The 1,782-nt window shown below is 65.4% G+C and carries 1 protein-coding gene; it reads left to right on the forward strand.

Annotation, left to right across the window (positions count from 1 at the left end; translation table 11 throughout):
• Nucleotides 1–1,463: Qat anti-phage system ATPase QatA (qatA, locus tag I55_RS10110; protein ID WP_044560415.1), on the forward strand; the 1,463-nt coding region annotated here is incomplete at its 5' end.
• Nucleotides 1,464–1,782: the final 319 nt, after the last annotated feature.

The raw sequence follows: 1,782 nt of genomic DNA on the forward strand, positions 1-1,782 counted from the left end.
AAGAGAAGGATGGAGAGAGCGCGAACGTTCCCGAGGAGATCACCGCGTTCCGCAAAGCCTTCGATGACCTTCTCGAAAAGGCTGGTATCGAACAGCTTGTCGTCCTCATCGACGACCTCGATCGGTGCCTCCCCGACACCGCGATCGAAACTTTGGAAGCGGTCCGCCTCTTCGTCTTCACATCGCGCACGGCGTTCGTCGTGGCCGCCGACGAGGCCATGATTGAATACGCGGTGCGCAAGCATTTTCCCGACCTGCCGGATACGACGGGCCCGCAAACCTACGCGCGCAACTATCTTGAGAAACTGATCCAGGTCCCGTTCCGCATACCGGCGCTCGGCGACACCGAAACCCGCATCTACGTGACCTTGCTGCTTGTCGGCGCCGAACTCGGCGACAACGATCCCGCGTTCAACACCCTGATCGGCGTCGCGCGCGAGCGCTTGAAACGCCCATGGACGTCGGGCGCGCTGGACTCGGCCTCGGTGAGAGCCGCGCTCGGCGACAAAGCGTCTCGTGCGAACAACGCGCTCGCGCTCAGTGATCAGATCGGACCGATCCTCGCCAGCGGCACCAAAGGTAACCCGCGTCAGATCAAGCGATTCCTGAACACCCTCGTGCTGCGTCAGCGGACGGCCGAAGCACGAGGCTTCGGCGATGATGTGAAGCTACCCGTCCTGGCGAAGCTCATGCTCGCCGAACGCTTCATCCCCCGCCTCTTCGACCAGATCGCCGCCGCCGCGGCCGCGGCGCCCGATGGCAAATGTTCCGACCTCGCGGCCTTGGAAGCTGCCGCCACCGCCAAGGAAGACGAAAAGCCGAAGTCGAAACCTGCGAAGCCTGCCGGCAAGGACGGCGAAGCCACAAAGGCGACCGCCCCCAAGCTCGAAGCTGTGAAGACGTCCGAAAGCGCGATGCTCGGCGAGTGGCTCTCTTCCCCAGCCATAAAAGCTTGGGCGACGGTCCCCACAATGATCGGCGAGGAGGATCTCCGCCCATACCTGTTCGTGGCAAAGGACCGGAAGGACTATTTTGGCGCGGCCTCCGTGCTCGGGCACCTGGCCGCCGTCGTCGAGCAACTCTTCGGCGGCAAATTCGCCGTCCAGGGCCTCGAGACCGATCTCAAGCGGCTCGCCCCGCCGGAGGCAGCTCAGGTTTTCGAAGCCGTGCGCGGTCGCATCGTTGGCGCCGACGCATTTGAGACAGAGCCGCCGGGCGCCGCCGGACTCGCGGTGCTCATCAAGGCGCATCCAATGCTTCAAGGTGAACTCGTCGACTTCCTAGAAGCGCTGCCCCGGGATCGGCTGGGCCCGTGGGTTTGTGGTGGTTGGGAAGGCGTCCTCAAGGACGGAGATGCCGTCCAGCGGTTCGATCGTCTGCTCCAGACCTGGGGCAAGGATGGTGGGACGATGCTGAAGGCTGCCGCCAACGGGGTCCTACGCACTCGCCAAGGAGGACGCTGATGGGCACTTCCAGTGCGTTCGGCGGCCAGGGCGGCGGCACCCCGCTCGTTCCAAGCTGGCTCGGCGACGATGGCGCGCCACCGGCCGCGCCCGACGGTGCACCACCCGATCCGGGCCACGCGCCAGACGGCGCTCCCGCCGATGGAGCCCCGCCCGGCACTCCGACGGCGCCTCCTGTCAGACCTCCCGTCCCACCGATTGCCGACCCGACACGCTTCTCGGCCGCACGCAATAATTTCTCCCGCTTCGCGGGGTCAGGAAGCGATGACCGTCGCAGTCTCGGCCGCGCCGTCTCGCACTATGTGGGTTCATCTTCCGG

Origin of the sequence: Azospirillum sp. B4, assembly GCF_000333275.1 — a bacterium.
Taxonomy (GTDB): Bacteria; Pseudomonadota; Alphaproteobacteria; order Azospirillales; family Azospirillaceae; genus Nitrospirillum.